Raw genomic sequence first — 18,113 nt, forward strand, 5'->3', positions numbered from 1 at the left:
CTATCTTTTGGTTAAACTGGCGTCAGAATTAAGAATTGTACTGGCCACTACACTATTGGCTGCCGCAAGCGCCGGATCCAGTTTTAAAGTCATTTTGTATTGACCACTATTCAGCCAGCCAAATGCCTTTTCCGGGTATTTCTCAAATTTCTCCTTCTCTGACTTTTGAAGCGCTACCAGCAGATCCAGCTCTTTTAAAGGAGGCTTTTTACCGGTCAACTTTCGATATGCCACGCTGATAGCTGCTTTCGGGTCGGATATTCTAGTCATTTGTTGTCCTAAAACCTTGGAAGCTTCCACAAATGTCGGGTCGTTTAAAGTCACCAGCGCTTGCAGCGGCGTATTCGTTTTTTGTCTCCTTACCACACAAAAACTGCGGGTCGTGGCATCGAATGTTGACAAAGTCGGGTGCGGTACCGAACGTTTGACGATCACATACAAGCTTCTCCTGTACACAGCGTCGCCCGAATCGGGAACATAATTGCTACTGTTGATCGACCACAAACCCTCAGGCTGGTAAGGTTTAATGCTTTTTCCGCCTATCTTTTTGTTTAATAAACCGCTTGCAACCAATGCATTATCGCGGATCATTTCAGCTGACATTCTGTTTGCCGGGCCCCTTGCCAGCATTCGGTTTTCCGGGTCGCGTTCCCGCGTTTCCCTAGTGGCTCGGGAATCTTGCCGGTAAGTTGCCGACATCACGATCAGCTTGTTCATTTTCTTCATATCCCAGCCCGATTCACGGAAGGTAACCGCCAGCCAGTCAAGCAATTCCGGGTGCGTGGGCATTTCTCCCTGATTGCCGAAATCTTCCGTCGTTTTCACCAGTCCGGTACCGAAGAAGTTCTGCCAGAGGCGATTCACTTCCACGCGGGCAGTGAGCGGGTGGTCGGGCTGAGTGAGCCACCGGGCAAGACCCAGGCGGTTTTTAGGTAAATTTTTTGGAAAAGCCAATATGGAAGAAGGGGTAGCAGGATACACTTTCTCGCCCGGCGCATCATAATTTCCGCGGAGAAGAATGTGCGCCTGTTTGGGTTTCGGCATTTCCTGCATCACCATCAGTTCCTGGATCTTTTCGGTAGAGTCCGTCAGCTCGCTGCGTTTTTGCTGCAATGCAAGCCGGGCGGCGGCGGTTTCTTTACTCGCTGCCGACAGGTAATAGGTCTTTAATATCTGCGTTTCCGGGCCGGTAAGTTCGGAAGGTTGTTTGCCGGCAATAGCCGCCCAGTTTGTTTTTTTAGCCAGAATCTGAACTTCAAATGGCGAGAGTTCCCGGTTATAGACCAATATATCATCCACCTGGCCGCCCGTAAGTCCAAATCCCCGCCACCACGCGCCGATCTGCAAGCCGGGCTGTACCTGTGATTTGAACAGAATTTCTTTCCGAAGCTGGTCCATCGTCGTTTCCATCGCCAGCTCCGCGCCATCCTGAAACAATCTGAAACCTTTCGCTTGTGAAGATCCGTCATAAGTGATCGTCAGCTGGATCCATTTATCCCTCGGCACAGGTGACGTAGAAATGCGCGTAATTGCATCGGCGGGAGCTGTGTGGGCCATATTCAATTCCAGCCGGTCGTTTTTTAAATACAAATGATAACCCCGGAAATTGTAAAGCCGCTCCGCCTGACTCTTGTGCAAAATCACACCTTCCTTTAAGTTTTTAGGAATATTTACATGGATACCAATACTGAAAGGTTCTGATTTTTTAAAAACCCCCGCCTGGTTCAAATCCAGAAAAACGTCGCCATTCAGCTTCAATGCCTTTCCATTTTTAGTATCCGTAAATTCCGGATCGCCGCCTGCGCCGCCAGATTCACGTTTCATTACGCCAATATCCTTTGGATTGATAGCATTTTTAAGCGAACCATTTTCAAATGTAAACCGCGCCTGCAAGCCGTTTTGGGAGATTTCCTGTTTGGCCAAAACCTTATATCCACCGGTTGTAAGCCACTTCTGGAATCCCGGCTCTGCATTTTGCTTTACTTTATCGAGATTACTTTCTTCTGTTTTAATTTGGTTCTTTATAAAAGCGAGCGTTTTTTCCTGATCGCCGGTAGGCAGCAGCATGGTAGGTGTGGGCATTGCGTCGTCCCACGAGATTTGCCCGGCTTCTTTTACATTATTGAAAAAACTGAAAAGCTCGTAGTAATTTTTCTGCGAAATCGGGTCGTACTTGTGATCGTGGCATTTGGCGCAGCCTACGGAAAGTCCGAGAAACGCGTCGCCGAATGTATTGGTCCGGTCGACCACATATTCCGCCTGAAATTCCTCCTCGATGATCCCGCCCTCCATATTTTGCTGGTGGTTTCGGTTAAATGCAGTCGCAATCATCATATCTCGGGTAGGCTTCGGCATTAAGTCGCCCGCGAGCTGCCACGCGATAAACTGATCATAATGCATATTCTTGTTGAATGCGCCAATTACCCAATCGCGGTAAGGCGACATATCCCGCAGTCGATCGACCGTATAGCCATGAGAGTCGGCAAAGCGCGCGAGGTCGAGCCAGTCGACTGCCATTTTTTCACCATAATGTGGTGAGGCAAGCAGCCGGTCAACCTGCTTTTCGTACGCATTTGTGCTGTTATCCTTTAAAAATGCGTCAGTTTCATCGAGAGTAGGGGGCAGGCCGGTCAGGTCGAGGGAAACGCGCCTGAGCAATATTTCCTTTTCAGCCTGCGCCGCGGGTTGTAGCTTCTGGTCTTCCAGTTTTTTAAATACAAAATGGTCAATCGGATTAACGGCCAGGTTCGTGTGATGAATTTCAGGTACTTCTGCTTTTTCCGGCTTTACAAATGCCCAGTGCGGCTTGTACTCAGCGCCTTCGTCGATCCACCGGATCAAAATGGCTTTTTCAGCCGCGGAAAGCGACAAATGAGATTCGGGGGTTGGCATTACATATTCCGGATCGGAAGAAATAATGCGGTGAAAAAACTCACTGTCAGCCAGATCGCCGGGAGAAATTGCCACACGGTCGGAATTTTTGGAAAGCTTGGCAAACGCAGATTCGCCCAGATCCAGCCGGAGACCGCCTTTTTGTTTGGCTTTGTCGGGTCCGTGGCAGGCGAAACATTTATCCGAAAGAACCGGCTTTACATGCTGGTTATAGTCGAGCTTTTCAGGAAGTGCCTCCATCGCGACTTCCACATCATCAGGCAGTTGCGGCGAGCAGGCATAAAAAATACCTGAAATGGAGATCGCCAGAAAAATTTTTGCAGCTTTTTTCATCAGTGGGTAAAGGACTTCTACATATAAATATAATTTAAGATTCGCTTTAAATTGCCATATTCCTATTTTTACAGTGGCACATAATTAGCATACATTGCAATAAACGTCTTCAATTTAACCGATCTGTAAAATGCGTTGGCAGGATTTACGAAGAAGCAGTAATGTAGAAGACCGCCGCGGCATGTCCGGTGGCGGCAAAGTTGCGATCGGCGGGATCGGGATGATCATCGTGCTCGCGATCGGACTTTTGACGGGGCAGGATCCCAGCGAAATCCTGGGTAACCTGCAAGGTACCGGGCAAAGCGAGCAGGTACAAAGCCGCCCGCCTGGACCCCGTCCCGACGACCGGACAGCCGATTTCGTAACTGCGGTACTGGGCAGCACCGAGGATGTCTGGACGAATATCTATGCGGCAAACGACGCGCAATACGTGAAGCCTAAGTTGCAGATTTTTGAAGATGCGACCCAAAGCGGCTGCGGAGGCGCATCGTCGGCAATGGGACCATTCTACTGTCCGGCCGATCAGAAGGTTTACATTGATCTTTCTTTTTGTGACCTGCTGCGCGACCGTTTTAAAGCGCCGGGCGATTTCGCAGTGGCTTACGTAGTAGCGCACGAAGTTGGTCACCATGTACAGAACCTGATGGGAATTTCGGATCAGTTGCAGCAACAACGCGGCAGGATCAGTGAAACGGAGTACAACAAACTTTCGGTCAAGCTGGAATTGCAGGCAGATTTTCTGGCTGGTGTGTGGGCAAATCACGCGCAGGAAATGGCGAATATTCTCGAACCGGGCGATCTGGAATCGGCTTTAAAAGCAGCTAATGCGATCGGCGACGATAAGTTGCAGCAGGAATCGCAAGGGCGCGTAGTACCCGACGCATTTACCCACGGTACTTCCGAGCAGCGGATGTATTGGTTCAAAAAAGGCTTCGAAACGGGCGATTTGAATCAGGGTAAGTTTGACGATATACAATAATATTTGAGGGGAGGAATGGTTTTTCCTCCCCAAAATGCTAGTCGCTGTTCTCGTTTTTCAAACCTTTCAGCAGTGCATAAATCGCCATCGCGTGACCCTGGCCAAGCTCGAAATCCTCTTTCAGCCATTTCGTTATTTCTCCTGCTTTAACTTCGGGTTTAAGCTCCCCACCGGCCGTAAAGCCCTTTTCTTCTGCTATTCTGCGAAAATCTGCGGGCTCTTTACCTGTTTTTGATTTGATCGTTTTCAAATATCCCTGGAAAGACATATTCAGTTAGTTTTTGGTGATAGTTTCGCGATATTAGTAATTTCGTTAAAGATTTATAATCTGTACCGATGCCTTATCAAAACATACTTCTCATTGACGACGATGAGGATGATCAGGAAATATTTTTGAGTGCGCTGGAAAACGTCTCCAATTCAGTCAATTGCGTGACGATAAGTAATGCAGTCACCGCTCTGGAAAAGCTTTCCCGGCGTGAGCTGGAAACCGACCTTATTTTCCTGGACCTGAATATGCCTTTGATGAACGGGCAGGAGTTTCTTATTGAGCTCAAAAACAGGCAGGAACTGCGGGATATACCTGTAATCATACTTTCTACTTCATCCAATGTAAGTACCATTCAGCATAGCAAGCAGCTCGGCGCCGCCGATTTTATCAAAAAACCGGACAGTTTCGACGAGCTCGTCCATATTCTTAAATCGGTGCTGATCTAGCCTTTTAATACTGCCTCACATATTCAATTCGGCACCTGAACGGACACTACCTCCCCAATTCCTTTTTCTTTCAAAGACATCGCAGTGCTTTCTTCCAGCCGGTTATCTGTAATCAGAAATGAAATATCAGTGAGTGCTGCAAATTTGATGTAGCTGTCACGGCCGATCTTCGACGAATCGCATAGGAGGTACACGTTTTCGCAATTTTGTATAAATGCGGATGTAATGGAAGATTCGGTCTCACTGTGTGCGCTAAGGCCATTTTCCGGGGAGATACCATCCACGCCAATGAATGCTTTTGCCGCGTGATAGCTGTTTACATGTTCCACTGCCTTTGCACCGTGCACCGCTTTTCGCGAACTGTCCAGCTCACCGCCGATCAGATTGATAGTGACAGTAGGGTTGTCGATCAGCTCTGCTACAATTGGCAATGAGTTGGTGATCACGCGGATATTGTTCTTTTTTTTCAAATACAGGCACATTTGAAAAACGGTGCTGCCGCAATCCATAAAAATGGTATCTCCATCCTGCACATAGGATGCTGCCGCCTCGCCGATTTTCTCCTTTTGAATACTGTCGGCAGCTTTCTTTCCGGTGAAGCTGGTCACGACAGCACTTTCGGTTCTCATTGCGCCGCCGTGCGTCCTGATCAGTAATCCTTCCTGTGTGATCTCGTGTAAATCGCGCCGAATCGTGGCAGGAGAGGCGGCAAGCTGATCTGCAAGCTGGAATACAGATAAGCTGCCGGTTTCAAAAACAGCAGCGATTATTTTCTTCTTTCTTTCCTGAAAAGTCATTTTCAATCAATATTTGATCAAAAATAATCAAATGTGCGAAAGTAAGGTTACGCGCGAAGACGAATATCGCTGGTCAGGTCGGGCGCAATTGTATCTGCAGCATTGGAGGTGGGAATGCTGATATAAAAGCAAGTACCATTGCCCGGCTCGCTTTCGAACCAGATACGGCCATTTTGTGCCTTTACAAATTCAATGCAAAGCAGCAGCCCAAGCCCAACTCCTTTTTCGTTTTTGGTACCATAAGTAGATTCTACGTTCAGCGAAAATATACTCTCACTTTTTTCCGCCGACATTCCGATTCCATCATCCTGAACACTGATCACGCATTGGTTATGCTCTGAATTAGCCCTCACCGTGATCCTGCCGCCACTTTTTGTAAACTTAGTCGCGTTGCCGATGATATTCCGGACCACGATCTGCATCATATCCCCATCCGCGAAAACAGACATGGAGGGGCTGAGCTGGTAGTCGAGCGTGATCCCTTTACGGAAAGCAATATCCGCTTCCAGTTCAAGTGTGGATTGTAGTAACTTGCTCAGATTCAGCATTTCTGGTCTGGCAGAAACGCCATATAGCTGTGATTTGGACCAGTCCAGTAACTTGCTGAGCATTGCCAGCGTATTCTTGGTCGCATTCAGCAGGTCGTTCTCAATGTCGAGTTTCTGCTGCTCTTCCAGATCGTGTTGCGTGAGCAGTTCCAGGAAATTCTGAATGCTGCCCAGTGGCGAACGGAGGTCGTGGGCTACGATAGACATTAGTTTGTTTTTCTCGGCATTAATGCCTTCCAGCTCCCTGTTCTTTTCAATGATCTGCTCATTCTGCTTCTCAATCGCCTCCGACTTTTCGGCCGTAATCAGTTTTTCGTTTTCATAGCTCCGCCGGATGTAGTAGGTACAAAAGAAAGTGATCGCGGCCACAACCAGGTAAGAAGACAAATGGTCGATGAACTTGCTGAACCGGTCGTCGTAAGTATTCGGGAAAGTTTCCGGAGACAGGTATTCAGCTATGCCCAGAATCAGGAACATGCCGACATTGACCGGGATCCAGAATTTGTATTCATTAGTTGGACTAATAACAATACTCAACAGCAGGAAGAGCAGGAAATACAGGTCGGTAGGCCCGCTGATCCCGGAGTTCATGAAGTAATTGAATGTAAAAAGAAGCAGCCCGGAAATGTTCACAATGGGAATGCTGATTTCGGGCCGGTTCTTAAATCTGGAAATATAGTAAACCGCGCAGGCTACCACCAAGCCGAAAAAGCTTGCCAGCGCAATGTTGGGAAGTCCGATTATGTAGTTAAAAGGGACATTATAGCTGAGCGCGAATATGGAGATCAGACATACCGAATGAAATATACGCGCATGGAGAGGGAACTTGGAAGGATCCCCGGAAAGCCTGGCCCAAACTTGATAAAAATATTGCTGAGGAAGCAAAACGGGAATCTTTTCGTTCTCACAAATATAGGTGCGCGTACGATCAAAACGAAGTAGAATTAGTATTAATAACGCACCGACTTTTATCCACCCTTAATGCGATTCAATTCGTCTTCGGAGCCGGATCTTCTGCTGCGTGCTGCCTTGATTTCCTTGCTGCCGAATCGGTAGTTGAAATTCAGTTTCGCCATTCTCCCTTCAAACCGGAAACGCAGCCTGGTTTCGATGCCGGCATAATTGGACGTGTAGCCGCCGCGGGAGGTTCCTAAAACGTCGCTGAATGAAAGCTTGGCGGTAGCATTATCTTTCCAGAATTTCTTCTGGACACCTGCGTCCAGCATGCCCATCGCCCAGTTGTAGTCGATTCTCCGGTAAGGTGAATTGTACCAGCCGCTCAGTTCGAGCGTCCAGTTGTTTTTGAGCTTAAATGTGTTTTGTCCGTTGAAGTTAACGGCAGTAGTATTGTTATTGATGATCAGCCCATTGTCCAGCGCCGCTTTCCAGATATTATGGTAGCCGCTCACATTGAAGTAGATCTCCCACCATTTAGTGATCGGCGTGGTAATGCTCACGTCGAGACTGTATCCCTGTGAGTAATCCAGATTTTGTGTGATAAAATAGGTCCGGCTGCTGTCGTAAGGAATGCGCAGGCCAACAACAGGAAAGCGCGTGCGCCGGTATCCGAGCGCCGTTGTCAGCATTGATTTATACACGTGGGTGAGTTTAAAACTGTTGGCATATTCGGGTTTGAGAAAAGGGTTACCTTTTGAATACACCAGTTCATCTACCCGGTATTCAAACGGGTTCAGGTTCTGGTAGCTCGGGCGGTTGATCCGCCGGCTGTAATTGATATTCCAGTTGTGATTTTTGGAAGCTTTATAAGAAATAGCCCCGCTGGGGAAGAAATTCAGGTAAGTCGTGTCTACCCGGTCGAGATCATTGTGCTTGAAACTGGTCAGGTCGCCGAGCGATTTGGTATGTTCCGCCCGGACGCCGACCTGCAAATCCCACTTTTTACCAAATGTAACGTTGTAGTTGGCATAAGCTGCATACACGCGCTCGGTATATTTGAAGCGGTTACTCCGGTTGGTATCAATCACTTCCGTATTACCCAATACATTAAAAAAATCAAAGGTATTGTCGGATTTTACATCGGAGAGCTTAAAACCGTAACCTAGTTTTCCCTTAAACGCATTCTGTTCATAATCTGCCTTTAAAGACCTGATCGTAATATCCACCGGAGTTTTGGTTACGTAGTTCCTTTCAAGCGGCGACTCTTCGGTCAGCTGAAAAAAGTACATATTCGGCTGGTAACTGATCCCGCGTGATGAAAACCGGCCATAATCTGCATCAATGTTCAGCTCGTGGCCGGTCGTGTCTGTATAATGGTAGTTGAGGTTGAGATTGAGGTTTTTGTTGTTTTCCGGGTTGGAAGTACGTGAAAAAAGCATCAGCGAATCGGCGGTAGTCTGTCCTTTTCTGCTAATGAAAGTCTCGCTGGAACCGCCTCCATTATGGTCACTGATCCGCCCGTTTGCACTAAAACCAAGTGTGTTTTTTGAATTAATAAAATAATCCGCGCCTATTTTCGCGCTGTGTGTCGTGTCGCGCCAGATCCCCTGCCACACTTTGTTGTAAGCTACCCTGTTCAGGATCTGGTCATCATAAGTTGTATTGCGCCACTCGCCCTGGCTGAATCCGTATGCGCCGAAAATATTGACTTTCTTATCGCGGTGATTGAGGTTGAGCGTCGCATTATACTTGGGCGTTTTTCCGTACATCGCACCGAGGCTCACATTTCCGTTCGTCCCGAGCTTGACGTTCTTTTTCAGCCGGATATTGATAATCCCCAGATCGCCGGCCGCATCGTACTTAGCCGAAGGGTTTGTGATAATTTCAATGGCTTCAATATCAGCCGAGTTCATACTCTTCAAGGTCGAAGCCAGGTCTTTTCCGCTCATAGGCGAAGGCCGCCCGTCGATGTAGATCCGCACGCCTGTTTTTCCTTTTACCAAAATATTCTCGTCTTTGTCCACCTGCACGCCGGGCGATTTTTGAAGTAGTTCCAATGCATTGGAGCCGGTGGAATTAATGCTCGCTTCCACATTGAATACAAGCCGGTCATTTTTCACCTCGATCAGAGGTTTGGCAGCGGTAACCTTCACTTCATTGAGCTGTTTGGTGTCAGAAGTAAGCTTGTAGGTGGATAGGGTAACGTCAGAATCCACTACACCGAATTCGGGCGATTGAAAAGTTTTGACCCCGACTGCGGAGATTTTCAGGAAGTATGTACCCTGCGGGATGTCCGCAATTTTGAATACCCCATTCTCGTCGGCTACGTCGGCTTTCACCAGACTGGAATCTTTGGATTGATTGATAGAAACCGCAGCAAATGGGATCGGTTCGTCCTGCTGGTTTTTTACAGAACCACCTACATGGAAACTTTGTGAGAAAGCGCAGGTAGCGTTTATAAGAAGTAATGTGATCGATAAAATTTTTTTCATGGCTGATTTTTATTGCAAACTGGCGTAAAGGGACTGAAAACCGCCTTGACGTTGCATCTAGGCTATAAAAAAAAGCAGCTTTTTTGAGATTTAATCAAGTGTTTTAAAATCTTCGTTCACGAGCACGCAAAGGATTATTATATTTGGTAAAAGCTGATACCGGTGCCTGTATTGTGTCGTAGTTTTAGTAATATTCAAAATAAAGAGTCGACTATATCCTGATCTTTTACCAAAAAATAAATGAAACGAAGAGCTGCATTGAAAGACCTCTCCATGCTTCCGCTGGCGGGTGGAATTGTACTTCCCTCTAAAACTGTAAAAAAATTCCCTGCGGAAATGGACGCAGAGGCGGGCAAACAGGCTTACCAGGCTATTGGCGTGGAGCCGATCATCAACTGCCGGGGCACGTTCACGATCATCGGCGGCTCGGTGGAAAGGCCGGAGGTACGCGCTGCTATGGACGCCGCTGCACAGGTTTTTGTTCAATATGATGAGCTGGCGTTTGGTGCGGGAAAACGCCTCGCTGAACTCACAGGCGCAGAATGGGGACTCGTTTCAGCTGGCTGTGCCGCCGGTATGAAGCACGTAACCGCAGCCTGCGTCACCGGCGGAAATCCCGAAAAATTGATCCGTATTCCTGACCTTTCCGGCTTTGAGAAAACAGAAGTCATTATCCCCCGGTATTCCCGGAATGTATACGATCACGCGTTGCGCAATGTAGGCGTGAGGCTGATCACAGTTGATTCGATCGAGGAATTAACGAATGCAATCAGCTCGCGCACTGCGATGATTTACTTAATGGCGGGACGCGAATCCATGAGCGGACCTATGTCGCTGGAAGCAATCTCTAAAATCGCGAAACCTAAGGATATTCCGGTCATGATCGACGCCGCCGCAGAGGATCTGACTATCCCGAACGTGCATCTAAAAATGGGCGCGGATGTGGTGATATATAGTGGAGGAAAAGCATTGTGCGGCCCGCAATGCGCTGGTCTGGTGCTGGGAAGGAAAGATCTGCTCATGTCGGCCTGGCAGGCGAGCGCGCCGCACCACGGGCCGGGCCGCGATAATAAGGTAGGTCGGGAAGAAACGATGGGCATGATCGCCGCCGTGGAAGCGTGGACAAAACGCGATCACAAAAGCGAATGGAAACGGTGGCTTTCGTGGCTTGACAGCATTTCAAAACGCGTTTCTGTGATCGATACGGTGAAAACTACGGTTATTGAGCCCAAAGACCTGTCGAACAGAACGCCGGTATTGCGCGTTACCTGGGACTCGTCCAAACTTCATATTACAGGGGAGGAGGTCGCCGAACTGTTTGGTCGCACCAAGCCGCGCATTGCGCTGGGAGGCGGTACGCGCGAAGGCGAGACTTATGTGACGATCACAACCGGACAAATGCAGCCGGGCGATGAAAAGACCGTTTCCGATCGGTTGGTAGAGGTTTTATCCCAAAAACGAACTGCTCCAAAAACTGAAATGGCAGCGGCGGAAGTTTCTCTAAATGGACATTGGGAAGCTGATATCGAATTTTTTTCCAGCACCAGCAAGCATTCGCTGATCATCGAACAAGACGGTAACTGGCTGAATGGTTCTCATAAAGGTGAGTTCAGCGTTCGGGAATTGCAGGGTACCGTGGAGGGCAACGAATTCAAGATCCGCAGCACCGACCGCCAGCCCGCGGACGCAATCACTTTCCTGTTTTCAGGAACAGTGAAGGACGATGTGATGACGGGGTCGATCTACATGGGCGAATATATGACAGCCAAATTCACTGCAAAAAAATACAAGTTCAAATACAAGCGCGAGAAGATTTTTATCCCTTCCGGACCACCGCTTGCCACCTGATCGTGCGTAAAAAAAGAGCAGCATTAAGCTGCTCTTTTGCGTTTGTTATGAATGAAGTGTTAGTAAGTCTGTTTTTGTCGCTCTACCACTGCTGGCAAATCGCCGCCCGATGCATTCAGCTCTTTGATGAATGTTCTTGCATCATAATCCAGTAATTCTTTGAAATGCTTTGCGTGCAGCTCGTCGTAATACCATAACCAAACCATTTCTTCCGAGACGATCGTGTAGTGCAGCGTTTTCATATCCGTTGATGTAAGTGGGTACGCAAATTTATGGAATATTTCCACTAATAAGGATTTATTCCATATAAATATACCAAAAAATTGAGCAAGTGATCAAATCTCACTTGCTCTGAACAGGTTAGCTCACGTACTTCAAAGTGTCTTGCAGGGAAACGTTTTCGTGAGAAGCGTCATACAGGCATTGTCCGTCCTTCACGATCAGTATTTGCGGTGACTGGTGCTGTACCTGAAACGTCTCCGCAACTGCCATTGATTCTCTTCGGTTGCTGATCACATCTACGATATAAATCGGTAGTGAAATATGTGCGGCGTTGCTTACATCTGTTTTAAGTTGCCGGTAAGCCATCAGGCTGGTCATGCAGCGCGGACTATGCTTGTAAATGATAGCGTATTCTCCGGATTTAGATATTTTAGCTACTTCCTCCTCCGTATTGATTGCAATCCAATTCATAATTTTTTCGAAACGTTGTGTTTTCTGGATGTTCAACAACTGTTGCTACTATTTTCATTCCATCCGTTCCGAAAAAAGCGGTTACAAACAGAAAAGAGCATATCGTTTTCAATCGTTTTATGGGATCATTTGAATGAATTAGTGCACATTTTCAACAGTTTAAATAGTTGGTAGAAGTGTTACCGGGCAAATTATTATATTTAGGTATCGCAGATATTCAGAATAATATTTGTACTAATTATTGAAATGCAATTTGGTAGCCGCACTGCCTTCGATGAGCAGCCCAGATCAATCTGGTCAGCATTGAAACACATTCTTTCTTTAACCACTAACAAACTTTTATGGTACAGAAAATCAATCGTCGTAGTTTACTCAAATCGGGTTTTGCGACTATCGGTGCAATGGCGGCGGCGCCATTTTTAGCGGAAGGTGCATTTGCGGGAACTCCGCTGAGGCTCGATAAAGCGAGCCGGGTATTTTACAGTCCGATGGTAAGAGGCCATTTCCTTGAAACTGAGCCCGATCTTTCCAAAATGGTAGCACGGATCGGCTCCAACGAAAATCCATACGGCCCGCCTCCGAAAGCGCGACAGGCTATATCGGATTCCATTGAGAAAGGCAACCGATACGCGAGGACAGAGTTGAAAGAGCTGACAGAGAAAATCGCAGTAAAAGAAGGAGTAGCGCCGGACCACATCATGATGGGTAACGGTTCCGGTGATCTTTTGGAAAAAACGGCTTTGGCTTTGTTTAAAAATGGCGGAAACGTCGTTTCTGCTGATCCTACTTATATGTCGCTGATTCGCGTTGCAGAAGGCGCAGGTGCAACCTGGAAGGCAATTCCCTGCAAGTCCGACTGGTCGCATGATCTGGACGCGATGGAAAAAGCGATTGATAAGGACACGAAACTGGTCTATATATGTAACCCGAACAATCCGGTAGGGGCCGTGACTTCCACCAAAGCGCTGACAGATTTCTGCTCGCGCGTGTCAGAAAAAGTGCCTATCTTCATCGATGAGGCCTATATTGAGCTGGTTGAAGGAGCCGATAATATAAGTATGGTTGGTCTTTTGAAAGACAAAAAGAATGTGATCATTGCTCGCACTTTTTCGAAAATCATGGGTATGGCGGGATTGCGTGTCGGCTATATTGCTGCATTGCCGGCAACTTTGGACGCTATTAAAAAGGAAGTAAGAGGCGGCGGTTCGGGAATTGCGTGTACGTCGGTGTATGCAGCATCAGCGGCAATGGACGATATTGATTTCCAGAACAGTACGCGCAAAATGAATACGGAAGCGAAGACTTATTTGTACGACAATCTGAAAACAATGGGATATAAATATGTACCCTCATTTACCAATTTCGTGATTTTCCCGATCAATATGCCTGGCAAGGAATTCCTGAAAAAGATGGTCGACAAAGGGATTATTATCAAAGCGATGGACATAAAAGAAAAACCCTATTGCCGCGTGAGTATCGGTACTATGGATGAAATGAAGCTGTTTGTAAGTGCATTGCAGCAAATGAGTTAGGCTGGTAATTTTTACTTTAAGTGAGAGGACAGGCGCACAGCCTGTCCTCTTTTTTTTAAATACGGTGTTACCAAATTGCGAAATCGACGTCTAAAAGGAAATAAATAAAAATAAACTTATAGGTTGATTTATGAAAATTTGTAATATCTTTGCGTTGGTTCCATATAGTCTTTTTGTCGTTCAGTACAAGTCGGAGGAGACCCATGAATTTGGGAGATTATTCGCCTGCTGGAACGATGCAGTTTTTCTGGAAGATTTTTTTGAAAAGCACCAGGATGACTTAGCTGCTTTTTGGCCGGAGATCACTTTGGAAGAAGCTGTGATCAGGACGAGGAATGAGGCGAGGGTATTGGAAAGTCGGTTGCTGGCAGTGGCTAGAAAGGGTAGGCATAGCCAGTTTGAAAACCTTTCAACCATGTTCAAGCCTTTGCATAATTACACATATTCGGTTTCTGAATTTGAGAAAAGTAAGGCAACGGGTGGTCAGGCGAAGAGCTGGTTGAGAATTTATGCGGTCCGCATTGACGTCAACCTTTTCATCATCTCGGGCGGAGCTATTAAGCTTTCAAGAACAATGAATGAGCGGGCTCATTTGCTGGCTGAGCTCAGGAAAATGGAGGTAGTGTGTGATTATCTGAGAACGGATCGGGAAGATGAATTTGGCATATTTGAATTATTTTAACATAAACAATATGAGCATCCAGAAAATGAAGGAAAAAATTGTCGGAGCGGCAATTATTGATACGGAATGGCAGGAGGCCGCGGCTTTTCGCGAGGCAAATGCAGCTTGGCTGGACGTCTCGTTCAGGATCGGTCTGGCGATTCTTCGCACGTTGCGTGAGCGCAAAATGAGCCAGAAGGATTTGGCGGGGAAAATGAAGTGTTCGCCTCAGTATGTAAACAAAATTGTGAAGGGATCAGAGAATATGACCCTGGAAACGCTCTGCAAGCTCGAAAAAATTCTTGATATCAAGCTGATCGAAGTATTGCCTGCAAAGGCGGCTCACGTTGCCTGATCCGATTTGAAGTGTAATATGTAATGTGCCCTTCGGCGTACTGCAAATCCAGCACGCCGAAGGGCACAAACGCTATTTTACAATCTTGATACTCTTTCCATTCATTAAAATGGTGTAAAGACCGTTGGGGAAGCTCTTCATACTGATTTCCAGCTTCGTTGCTGAGGTTTTGGCAGCATGCAACCGAACTCCGGCGGCGTTGATGATTTCTACATCACCTAGCGGGAATGCGGATTGAATGGTTATAAAATCGGTAACCGGATTCGGGTAAGCTCTGATCGTTTCCGTACCATCGATCTTCACCGGCAGGATGCGGGTATAGTCAAAAGCGCCGTCGGCATCAACCTGCTTTAATCTGTAATAGTACGTTCCGGGCATCAAAAACTCGTCTTCATATTGGTATGAGACATTTGTTTTCGAATATCCTGCCGCATTCACAGATTTAATTTTGGTGAAAACCATCGCATCGTCGCTCCGTTCCACTTCGAAGTGGGAAGTATTCATTTCTGTCGCGGTAGCCCATTGTAACTGCACGCGACCCGCTTCATTCGTTTTTGCCGTAAATGTTTTCCAGGTCACAGGCAGCGCTGATCCGGATACATATAATTGTGGTGAAAAAACGGTGTTGCGGTTTGCATCAATAACTTTCAACTTAAAGGTACCCGGTCCGACTGTCCATTGCTGGGAAGTGTTCTGAACCTGATTGCAGTCAATTCCCAACCAGTTGTATTGCCCTCCGGATCCGATAGACGGGCCTGTGAAAGTAATTTGTGAGCCGCCGGATGAATAAGCCGCCGAAACCGCCGGTGGTGCCATGGCTGAATAGGGTTCCGACTGGGTAAGGAATTCAGGCGTAACCTTATCTGCCCAAAAGCCTGCCAGCGAGATCAATCCGGAATATACATTTCCATCAGGAGACTGCGTGACGCCGTCGCCGCGGAAATGTATCTGATCGCCACGATAGTTTATATCAAAATAAGGATCCGTTTCCGGGCCCTGATATACGTGGGGATAAGATGCGTTGTTGTTGATCAATTCGTTTTGTGCATTCACAACATTGGCAGAAACGCGCGTTGCGCCTGCGACTGTAAACCGGGAAGCCCTGGCAACCAGCCACGCAAGGTCACTTTTACCGGTAAGCGACCGGCTCGCGCCAATCACATCCCACAAATTGGAGATATAGCGATTGAATGTATTGTCGCCGGGCTGCTCAATATAGTTATCGGTTTCGCCCTGATGCCACAAAACCGCACGTACGCCCATCTGGGCAATATAATAGTTGAGGGCGATCCTGAGGTGACCAAAGGGCATACCGGCGGGAAATGTGTAACCGAATGCGCTCGTCGGCGTAGCATTGGGATCGATCGACTGCTGCCAGTTTCCGACTCCAGTGCTTGACCAACCAGCGTTGAATATCATGACCGGCACGCGGAACTTCTCATAGATCTTGTCGCCAAACGATCCCCAACACCAGGCATAATTCCCAAAAGGCGCTGTTTTTACACCGGCATCCAGATGTACAAACTCGGGACAGGGGAGTTCCAGCGAAGGGTAGGGGGAAATAGTACCGCCATTGATATTCTGATAGTTGACACTATTAACCTGGTCGTTTTTAGCGCCCGGACCATTTGGGTTATCATCGCCACCGGTTGCATTAGACTGGCCGGCCACGACAAATACCTCGCCGACGCCCACGTGCTGAACAGCCACCGCAACAGGGTCGGTGCCTGTACGGATCGCGCGGACTTCCAGCCGGTACCAGCCGCCTTTTACCGGCATTGATCCGTAGAACTGTGCCGCTTCAATCGTATTATCGATGATTTGCCAGGCATCGCCGCCGGGTGCAGCTTCGCCCTCGTTGGCGACCCAGGGCACGAAGCGCGCTTCAATCCGTTCAAATCCTTGCGTCACATATCCGCCGATGTATATGGTGGCGGCATTGTCCTTATTGCGCTGGAATACAGCCCTTTCTGTCGGGAAAGTTACCACAACCTGCGCGATGGCCGAGCAGGGGATTTGTAGTAAGAGGATAGTGATAATTGCGAGTAAATTTTTCTTCATGTACAAATTGTTTAGTTAATTAATGATTTGTTTTAGCACCTAATTGTTCCTGACGGCACATAGTAATACACTGGTCTGGCTGCATTGAAAACCTCCTGACTTCAAATGAATTGTATGAAAATGGGAAGAGAACTTCTGCGAAGATATTAAAGTTGCCAACATATATGTGGTTGCCGCGACCATATTTATTATGCGGAACGTTAGGGGAAAGTTTGTACAATAAAGAATTTCCGAGCATCAATTCAGGCGATTTTAACTGACAAAATATCCTGAAACGCCGCGTTTTCTTGTCCTAGTTCAATGCTTTGCCCCTGCCCGGCAGGGTACATTTGTATCATTAAAACGAAGCAGATCTAAACAAACAAGAAAATGGAAAATACAATCAACGGCATCCACCACATTACTGCAATTGCTAGCGACGCCAAAAAGAACTATGATTTTTACACCCGGATACTAGGATTGAGGATGGTAAAAAAGACCGTCAATTTCGATGATCCTAACACATACCACTTTTATTACGGTGATGAAAACGGCACGCCTGGTACCATTCTGACATTTTTTCCTTGGGGCAGTCAAATCCCAGCGGGCAGAAGGGGAACGCGGCAGGTGACCGAAATTGGTTACTCGGTACCTGAGGGCAGTCTGGATTTTTGGCTTAAAAGATTTGAAGCAAACGGTGTTACATATAATAAGACCGCTGAGAAATTCGGAGAAGAATATGTGACTTTCCTGGATCGCGACGGTCTGAAATTTGAGTTGACGGTTCCTAAAACACCTGATGTTCGGGCACCATGGGAAACCAGCGAAGTGAAAGCCGAGCATGCAACCCGCGGATTTCACCATATTACGATCACCAGCAACAAAATAGAGGATACCGCCAAAATCCTGACGGATATTTTTGGTTACCGTTTGCTCGAACAACACGTTAACAGATACCGGTTTATCACCGACGCAGTTGAGAATGCGGCGATTGTTGACCTGGTGGAAGCGCCGGGCGAAAGAGCCGGACATGTGGCAGCAGGTTCCGTTCACCACGTGGCATTCCGAGTTGCCAATGATGATATTCTGATGGAATTCCGTAAAAAAGTGTTGGAAGCCGGTCACCAGATCACCGATAAGATTGACAGAAATTATTTCTATTCACTCTACTTCCGTGAACCAGGCGGCGTACTATTTGAGATTGCCAGCGATAATCCAGGGTTTGCAACGGATGAAACTGTGGAAGAACTGGGATCAGGATTGATGCTGCCTCCGCAATACGAACCAAGAAGGGCGAAAATTGAAGCTGTACTTCCAAAACTGACCTAA

15 protein-coding genes are annotated in these 18,113 nt (G+C 47.3%); 7 read left to right on the plus strand and 8 right to left on the minus strand.

Features of this window, described 5'->3' with window-relative positions; genetic code table 11:
- Entirely contained in the window at positions 1 to 3,225 is a 3,225-nt protein-coding gene (locus KOD92_RS07470) for a DUF1553 domain-containing protein (RefSeq protein WP_215232931.1), read from the minus strand.
- Between the two features lie 130 nt (positions 3,226 to 3,355).
- Between KOD92_RS07470 and ypfJ the strand changes: the two genes are divergently transcribed.
- Positions 3,356 to 4,204, plus strand: a complete 849-nt coding sequence (gene ypfJ / locus KOD92_RS07475; RefSeq protein WP_215232932.1) for a KPN_02809 family neutral zinc metallopeptidase — start codon at positions 3,356 to 3,358, stop codon at positions 4,202 to 4,204.
- A gap of 37 nt (positions 4,205 to 4,241) precedes the next feature.
- On the opposite strand, the gene KOD92_RS07480 is transcribed toward ypfJ, so the two are convergent.
- Positions 4,242 to 4,472, minus strand: a complete 231-nt coding sequence (locus KOD92_RS07480) for a DUF4287 domain-containing protein (RefSeq protein WP_215232933.1) — start codon at positions 4,470 to 4,472, stop codon at positions 4,242 to 4,244.
- Between the two features lie 68 nt (positions 4,473 to 4,540).
- Here KOD92_RS07480 and KOD92_RS07485 point away from each other — a divergent pair, with 68 nt between their 5' ends.
- On the plus strand, positions 4,541 to 4,921 hold the full coding sequence (locus KOD92_RS07485) for a response regulator (RefSeq protein ID WP_215232934.1): 381 nt from the start codon (positions 4,541 to 4,543) through the stop codon (positions 4,919 to 4,921).
- A 23-nt stretch (positions 4,922 to 4,944) separates the two neighbouring features.
- Here KOD92_RS07485 and KOD92_RS07490 read toward each other — a convergent pair whose 3' ends face one another.
- The 3 genes from KOD92_RS07490 to KOD92_RS07500 all read right to left on the minus strand — a co-directional run bounded on the left by KOD92_RS07490 (position 4,945) and on the right by KOD92_RS07500 (position 9,655).
- Positions 4,945 to 5,718 (minus strand): DeoR/GlpR family DNA-binding transcription regulator, encoded by a 774-nt coding sequence (locus tag KOD92_RS07490; RefSeq protein WP_215232935.1) that lies wholly within the window; start codon positions 5,716 to 5,718, stop codon positions 4,945 to 4,947.
- 47 nt (positions 5,719 to 5,765) lie between these two features.
- A complete protein-coding gene (locus tag KOD92_RS07495; protein WP_215232936.1) occupies positions 5,766 to 7,151 on the minus strand; it encodes a sensor histidine kinase in 1,386 nt (461 codons plus the stop codon).
- An 83-nt stretch (positions 7,152 to 7,234) separates the two neighbouring features.
- On the minus strand, positions 7,235 to 9,655 hold the full coding sequence (locus KOD92_RS07500; protein WP_215232937.1) for an outer membrane beta-barrel family protein: 2,421 nt from the start codon (positions 9,653 to 9,655) through the stop codon (positions 7,235 to 7,237).
- A gap of 240 nt (positions 9,656 to 9,895) precedes the next feature.
- Between KOD92_RS07500 and KOD92_RS07505 the strand changes: the two genes are divergently transcribed.
- Positions 9,896 to 11,503 (plus strand): aminotransferase class V-fold PLP-dependent enzyme, encoded by a 1,608-nt coding sequence (locus tag KOD92_RS07505; RefSeq protein ID WP_215232938.1) that lies wholly within the window; start codon positions 9,896 to 9,898, stop codon positions 11,501 to 11,503.
- 59 nt (positions 11,504 to 11,562) lie between these two features.
- Here the strand turns inward: KOD92_RS07505 and KOD92_RS07510 are convergent, their stop codons facing one another.
- On the minus strand, positions 11,563 to 11,745 hold the full coding sequence (locus tag KOD92_RS07510; RefSeq protein WP_215232939.1) for a hypothetical protein: 183 nt from the start codon (positions 11,743 to 11,745) through the stop codon (positions 11,563 to 11,565).
- A gap of 118 nt (positions 11,746 to 11,863) precedes the next feature.
- Positions 11,864 to 12,196, minus strand: a complete 333-nt coding sequence (ytxJ, locus tag KOD92_RS07515; protein WP_215232940.1) for a bacillithiol system redox-active protein YtxJ — start codon at positions 12,194 to 12,196, stop codon at positions 11,864 to 11,866.
- Positions 12,197 to 12,537: 341 nt separating this feature from the next.
- Here ytxJ and KOD92_RS07520 point away from each other — a divergent pair, with 341 nt between their 5' ends.
- The 3 genes from KOD92_RS07520 to KOD92_RS07530 all read left to right on the plus strand — a co-directional run bounded on the left by KOD92_RS07520 (position 12,538) and on the right by KOD92_RS07530 (position 14,744).
- Positions 12,538 to 13,728, plus strand: a complete 1,191-nt coding sequence (locus tag KOD92_RS07520; RefSeq protein ID WP_215232941.1) for a pyridoxal phosphate-dependent aminotransferase — start codon at positions 12,538 to 12,540, stop codon at positions 13,726 to 13,728.
- A gap of 130 nt (positions 13,729 to 13,858) precedes the next feature.
- On the plus strand, positions 13,859 to 14,410 hold the full coding sequence (locus KOD92_RS07525; protein WP_215232942.1) for a hypothetical protein: 552 nt from the start codon (positions 13,859 to 13,861) through the stop codon (positions 14,408 to 14,410).
- A 10-nt stretch (positions 14,411 to 14,420) separates the two neighbouring features.
- Positions 14,421 to 14,744 carry a helix-turn-helix domain-containing protein gene (locus KOD92_RS07530; protein ID WP_229254579.1) on the plus strand — a complete coding sequence of 108 codons (324 nt, stop codon included), beginning with the start codon at positions 14,421 to 14,423 and terminating at the stop codon, positions 14,742 to 14,744.
- 72 nt (positions 14,745 to 14,816) lie between these two features.
- Here KOD92_RS07530 and KOD92_RS07535 read toward each other — a convergent pair whose 3' ends face one another.
- Complete coding sequence (locus tag KOD92_RS07535; protein WP_215232943.1) at positions 14,817 to 16,805, minus strand: T9SS type A sorting domain-containing protein; 1,989 nt, start codon at positions 16,803 to 16,805, stop codon at positions 14,817 to 14,819.
- A 369-nt stretch (positions 16,806 to 17,174) separates the two neighbouring features.
- Between KOD92_RS07535 and KOD92_RS07540 the strand changes: the two genes are divergently transcribed.
- Positions 17,175 to 18,113 (plus strand): ring-cleaving dioxygenase, encoded by a 939-nt coding sequence (locus KOD92_RS07540; RefSeq protein ID WP_215232944.1) that lies wholly within the window; start codon positions 17,175 to 17,177, stop codon positions 18,111 to 18,113.

The sequence above is a fragment of the Dyadobacter linearis genome, assembly GCF_907165045.1.
Lineage (GTDB): Bacteria > Bacteroidota > Bacteroidia > Cytophagales > Spirosomataceae > Dyadobacter > Dyadobacter linearis.

Excerpts from the sequence above, each read along its gene's own strand:
- KOD92_RS07470 (WP_215232931.1), bottom strand. The coding sequence starts at position 3,225 with ATGAAAAAAGCTGCAAAAATTTTTCTGGCGATCTCCATTTCAGGTATT.
- ypfJ (WP_215232932.1), top strand. The coding sequence starts at position 3,356 with ATGCGTTGGCAGGATTTACGAAGAAGCAGTAATGTAGAAGACCGCCGC.
- KOD92_RS07480 (WP_215232933.1), bottom strand. The coding sequence starts at position 4,472 with ATGTCTTTCCAGGGATATTTGAAAACGATCAAATCAAAAACAGGTAAA.
- KOD92_RS07485 (WP_215232934.1), top strand. The coding sequence starts at position 4,541 with ATGCCTTATCAAAACATACTTCTCATTGACGACGATGAGGATGATCAG.
- KOD92_RS07490 (WP_215232935.1), bottom strand. The coding sequence starts at position 5,718 with ATGACTTTTCAGGAAAGAAAGAAGAAAATAATCGCTGCTGTTTTTGAA.
- KOD92_RS07500 (WP_215232937.1), bottom strand. The coding sequence starts at position 9,655 with ATGAAAAAAATTTTATCGATCACATTACTTCTTATAAACGCTACCTGC.
- KOD92_RS07505 (WP_215232938.1), top strand. The coding sequence starts at position 9,896 with ATGAAACGAAGAGCTGCATTGAAAGACCTCTCCATGCTTCCGCTGGCG.
- KOD92_RS07510 (WP_215232939.1), bottom strand. The coding sequence starts at position 11,745 with ATGAAAACGCTGCACTACACGATCGTCTCGGAAGAAATGGTTTGGTTA.
- ytxJ (WP_215232940.1), bottom strand. The coding sequence starts at position 12,196 with ATGAATTGGATTGCAATCAATACGGAGGAGGAAGTAGCTAAAATATCT.
- KOD92_RS07520 (WP_215232941.1), top strand. The coding sequence starts at position 12,538 with ATGGTACAGAAAATCAATCGTCGTAGTTTACTCAAATCGGGTTTTGCG.
- KOD92_RS07525 (WP_215232942.1), top strand. The coding sequence starts at position 13,859 with ATGAAAATTTGTAATATCTTTGCGTTGGTTCCATATAGTCTTTTTGTC.
- KOD92_RS07530 (WP_229254579.1), top strand. The coding sequence starts at position 14,421 with ATGAGCATCCAGAAAATGAAGGAAAAAATTGTCGGAGCGGCAATTATT.
- KOD92_RS07535 (WP_215232943.1), bottom strand. The coding sequence starts at position 16,805 with ATGAAGAAAAATTTACTCGCAATTATCACTATCCTCTTACTACAAATC.
- KOD92_RS07540 (WP_215232944.1), top strand. The coding sequence starts at position 17,175 with ATGGAAAATACAATCAACGGCATCCACCACATTACTGCAATTGCTAGC.